The organism is Arthrobacter sp. TB 26, from assembly GCF_000427315.1.
Taxonomy (GTDB): Bacteria; Actinomycetota; Actinomycetes; order Actinomycetales; family Micrococcaceae; genus Arthrobacter.
Map to the genome: position 1 here is coordinate 1 of NZ_AUPJ01000227.1, position 3,853 is coordinate 3,853.

A 3,853-nucleotide genomic window follows, 5' to 3' on the forward strand; every position below is an offset into this window, starting at 1 on the left:
GCAGCCCGCCCGGCCGGCCTCCCGGTGACGGCGCTCGCCGGAACACTTCCCGCAGCCGCCGTCGAAGCCGTTCTGCGCGCCGCACTGATGGAGGACGCACCGTACGGCGACATCACCTCGCAGACACTCATCCCCGCAGACGCACGCGCGACGGCGGTCCTGGCCGCACGCGTCCCCGGCGTGCTCAGCGGCGGGGAGGTGTTCGCGGCCGCAATGAAGCTCACGGACGCCGCCGCCGTCGTCGACCTCCTCGTGGCTGACGGTTCCGCCTTTGCCGCCGGGACGGCGCTCGCCAGGGTCAGCGGGAACGCCCGCGCCGTGCTGCTCGCCGAACGCGTGGCACTGAATCTGGTTCAGCGGATGAGCGCCATCGCCACCAAAACGGCGGAGTTCGTCGCCCTCGTCGACGGCACCGGGGCACGCATCACGGACACCCGCAAGACGACGCCGGGCCTGCGGGTGCTGGAACGGTACGCCGTGCGCTGCGGCGGCGGCGCCAACCACCGCTTTGGCCTCTCGGACGCCGTGCTGGCCAAGGACAACCACCTGGCCGTCCTGACCGGGGGAGACCCGGCGAAGCTCACCGACGTGCTGCAGGAGGCCAAAGCCCGCCTCGGGCACACCACCCACTTCGAAGTGGAGGTCGACAGCATGGACCAGATCGGACCCGTGCTGGCCGCCGGGGTGGACACCATCATGCTGGACAACTTCACCCTGGCGGACCTTGCCGCCGGGGTGGCCCTGGTGGCCGGCCGGGCCCGGGTCGAGGCCAGCGGCAACGTCAACCTGGCCACCGTGGCCGGCATCGCCGGCACCGGGGTGGACGTCATCTCAATCGGCGGGCTCACCCACAGCGTCGCCGCCCTGGACCTGGGCCTGGACATTGAACTCGGCCTCAGCACGGAACAGAACAGCCAACGGACGGCCGGCCAGGCGACGCCATGATCTTCCTCGACGCCGCGGCCACCACACCGGTCCGCCGCGAGGTGCTCGAGGCCATGTGGCCGTTCCTCACGGGCGAGTTCGGCAACCCCTCAAGCCACCATTCCTTCGGCGACTCGGCCGCCACTGCGCTCGCCGGGGCACGGGCGGCAACCGCCAAGGCGCTGGGCTGCCGCCCGGGCGAGGTCGTCTTCACCTCCGGGGGCACGGAGGCGGACAACCTGGCCGTCAAAGGCATTGCCCTGGCCCGNGCCACGCCGCGGACCCCCGGCTGGACCGGGTGGTGATCAGCGCCGTCGAGCATCCTGCGGTGGAGGAGTCCGCCCGCTACCTGGAACGCGTGCACGGCTTCGCCGTCGACGTGGTGCCGGTGGATTCCTGCGGCCGCGTCACCGGGGAGGCCCTCGCCGCCGCGCTCCGGCCGGAGACCGCGTTGGTCAGCATCATGTACGCCAACAATGAAGTGGGCACGCTGCAGCCGATTGCGGAGCTCGCCGCGCTGGCCCGCGCGCAGGGGATTCCGTTCCACACCGACGCGGTCCAGGCCGCCGGCTGGCTCCCGCTCGACACCGCAGCCCTCGGCGTCGATGCACTGAGTATCTCCGGCCACAAACTGGGCGCGCCCAAAGGGAACGGTGCCCTGTTCGTGCGGGGCCGGGTCCGGCTGGAACCCGTGATCCACGGCGGCGGGCAGGAACGCGGGCGCCGGTCAGGGACCGAAAACGTGGCCGGGGCCGTCGCCCTCGCGACGGCGCTCACCCTCGCGCAGACCACCCAGGGGGACCGTGCGGCCCATGTTGCCGCGCTGCGCGATGACTTCATCCGCGCGGTGCAGGCGGGGGTTCCGGGCGCGGTCCTCACCGGCCACCCGAGCGAGCGGCTGCCCTCCGTGGCCTCGTTCTGCTTCCCGGGGACCAGTGGCGAATCCGTGCTGCTGGAACTCGAACGCCAGGGAGTCATCTGTTCCAGCGGCTCCGCCTGCGCCGCGGGTTCGGACGAGCCGTCCCCGGTGCTGCGCGCGATGGGCATCACCGCCGAAACCGCCCAGACCGCGGTCCGCTTCAGCTTCGATTCCACCATCACGGCGGCGGAACTGCAGGAGGCGGCGGCCGCGGTCCGCACCGCCGTCGGCAGCGTCCAGGCCCTCGGCGCCCCGTGACCCCGGGTTGCCCTATCACTTAATGCTGGTCCGGGGCCCCCAGGGGGACGATATCTGATAGGGCAAACCGGGTGTTTAGCGGTGCCGGGCCCGGCGGAAGATCCAGTGCCGCAGCAGCGTGAAGCGCACGGCCGTGGCAGCGAAGCCGGAGATGGTGGTGGTCCACAGCTCGTCGGCGACCGTGGCCCCGGGGTTGATCCAGTGCAGCACGCCGAGGCTGCCGCCGGTGATCAGCAGCGCCACCAGGATGACGATCAGGCCGTTGAGGTGGTCGCGCTTGAGCCGGTGGCGTTCGGTGATCTTGAAGGTCAGCCTCCGGTTCAGCGCCGTGTTCATCAAGGAGGTGAGGATCAGGGCTGTCGCGTTGGCCGGCTGCGAGCCAAGGTACGGCCGGAGGAAGGCATACAGTGCCAGCGACGTCACCGTGCAGACAAGGCCGACGCCGGTAAACCTCAGCAGCTGGCGGACCAGCGGGTAGCGGAGGATGCCGCGGTGCCGCCGGCGCGCAGGCGGCCGGGCAGGGGCGGGAGCGGGGGCAGGGGAGTGCTGCTCGAGCTGGGCATCCATCCGCTCAGTACAGCTCGCCGACAGGGATCTCCACGGCCAGGCGGTTGGACGGGCCCGCGAGGGGGCATGCCCACGCCTCGTTGTAAGCGCACGACGGGTTGTAGGCGAAGTTGAAATCAACGACGAACTCGGCCTCCGGGCCCGAGCCCTGCACGCCGTGGAAGGCGCCCTTGATGGTGTCCAGCAGGTAACGGCCGGCGCCGTAACTCCCGCCGGGCTGTCCCGCCGTGGCATCACGGAACGGCACAAAGATGCCGCCGCCGTATCCATGGAGTCTCCAGACGGCGAGCTGGCCCAGTTCCGGCAGATCGAACGTGCCCAGCCGGACAAACCGGATCACACCGTCGGTGCCGGTCTCAACATTCATTTCCCGCCCCGCGCCCTCGCCCGTCAGCGGGATGTGGAAGCGGTAGATCGGATCGTAGTCCGCCGTCTTCAGGCCGCCGAAACTGGACATGGCAGCCTCAGTGAGCGGCGAGGCGGGATGCGTGCCGAACATACGGTCCCTCTCCTGGCGCCAGTACGAATGCGCCTCGGCCGGAGCCTCCGCCGCGATCTTCCGCACGTTGGCGTACAGCGCAAAGGTCCGGAGCCGCCAGTCCGCGATGTCGACGGCGGAGATGCCCGCCACGTTGTCGTGGGCCCCGAAATCCCGGGAGCCAAAATCCTGATCCGCCATGTCCCCAGCGTATCCCGCTTTCCCCGCGGCGAATCGCGCCTCCGGCGGCGGGTCCCGGGCGCCGAGCTGGCCGTAGACTTTCGCGCATGCAGACCACCTCCGCACCGCCCGTCAGCCGCGCCGCCGCCGCACTGGCCGAACTTGTGCGGTTCCGCACCGTCTCCTCCCGGCTGGACCACGAGGTGGACACCGGCGAGTTCGACGGCTTCATCGCCGCGCTGGCCCGGCTGTACCCCGCCGTCCACGCCGCCCTGGACCTCGAACGTGTCAACGGCCATGCGCTGCTGTACCGCTGGCCCGGCACCGGCCCGGACGCTGCGGCGCGCCCGGCCGTGCTGATGGCACACTACGACGTCGTCCCGGCCGGCGATCCGGACGCCTGGACCCGGCCGCCGTTTTCCGGGCACAACGACGGCACCTACCTGTGGGGCCGCGGAACGCTCGATGACAAAGGGCAGCTGGTCGCCGTCATGGAAGCAGCGGAAACCCTGCTCGCAGCAGGGTCC

At 71.0% G+C, this 3,853-nt stretch carries 4 protein-coding genes and 1 pseudogene; 3 read left to right on the forward strand and 2 right to left on the reverse strand.

The genetic code is table 11. The features are described 5' to 3' along the window. Positions 1 to 24 precede the first annotated feature (24 nt). Both nadC and K789_RS22625 read left to right on the forward strand, forming a co-directional pair. On the forward strand, positions 25 to 945 hold the full coding sequence (nadC, locus tag K789_RS0108115) for a carboxylating nicotinate-nucleotide diphosphorylase (RefSeq protein WP_024366323.1): 921 nt from the start codon (positions 25 to 27) through the stop codon (positions 943 to 945). Next, positions 942 to 2,101 (forward strand): annotated as a pseudogene (locus tag K789_RS22625) (cysteine desulfurase family protein). The gene nadC and the pseudogene K789_RS22625 overlap by 4 nt, the downstream one beginning before the upstream one ends. Positions 2,102 to 2,176: 75 nt before the next feature. On the opposite strand, the gene K789_RS0108125 reads toward K789_RS22625, so the two are convergent. After that, positions 2,177 to 2,668, reverse strand: a complete 492-nt coding sequence (locus tag K789_RS0108125) for a GtrA family protein (protein WP_024366324.1) — start codon at positions 2,666 to 2,668, stop codon at positions 2,177 to 2,179. Between the two features lie 4 nt (positions 2,669 to 2,672). Next, positions 2,673 to 3,347: a DUF1684 domain-containing protein gene (locus tag K789_RS0108130; protein WP_024366325.1), complete on the reverse strand. Its 675-nt coding sequence runs from the start codon at positions 3,345 to 3,347 to the stop codon at positions 2,673 to 2,675. 86 nt (positions 3,348 to 3,433) lie between these two features. On the opposite strand from K789_RS0108130, the gene K789_RS0108135 reads away from it, so the two are divergent. Further along, positions 3,434 to 3,853 (forward strand): M20/M25/M40 family metallo-hydrolase (locus K789_RS0108135; RefSeq protein ID WP_029704752.1); only part of this gene is annotated, 420 nt, incomplete at its 3' end.

What these genes read in the sequence shown, in the direction of transcription:
- K789_RS0108130 (WP_024366325.1), bottom strand. Translation starts at nt 3,347, where the DNA reads ATGGCGGATCAGGATTTTGGCTCCCGGGATTTCGGGGCCCACGACAAC.
- K789_RS0108125 (WP_024366324.1), bottom strand. Translation starts at nt 2,668, where the DNA reads ATGGATGCCCAGCTCGAGCAGCACTCCCCTGCCCCCGCTCCCGCCCCT.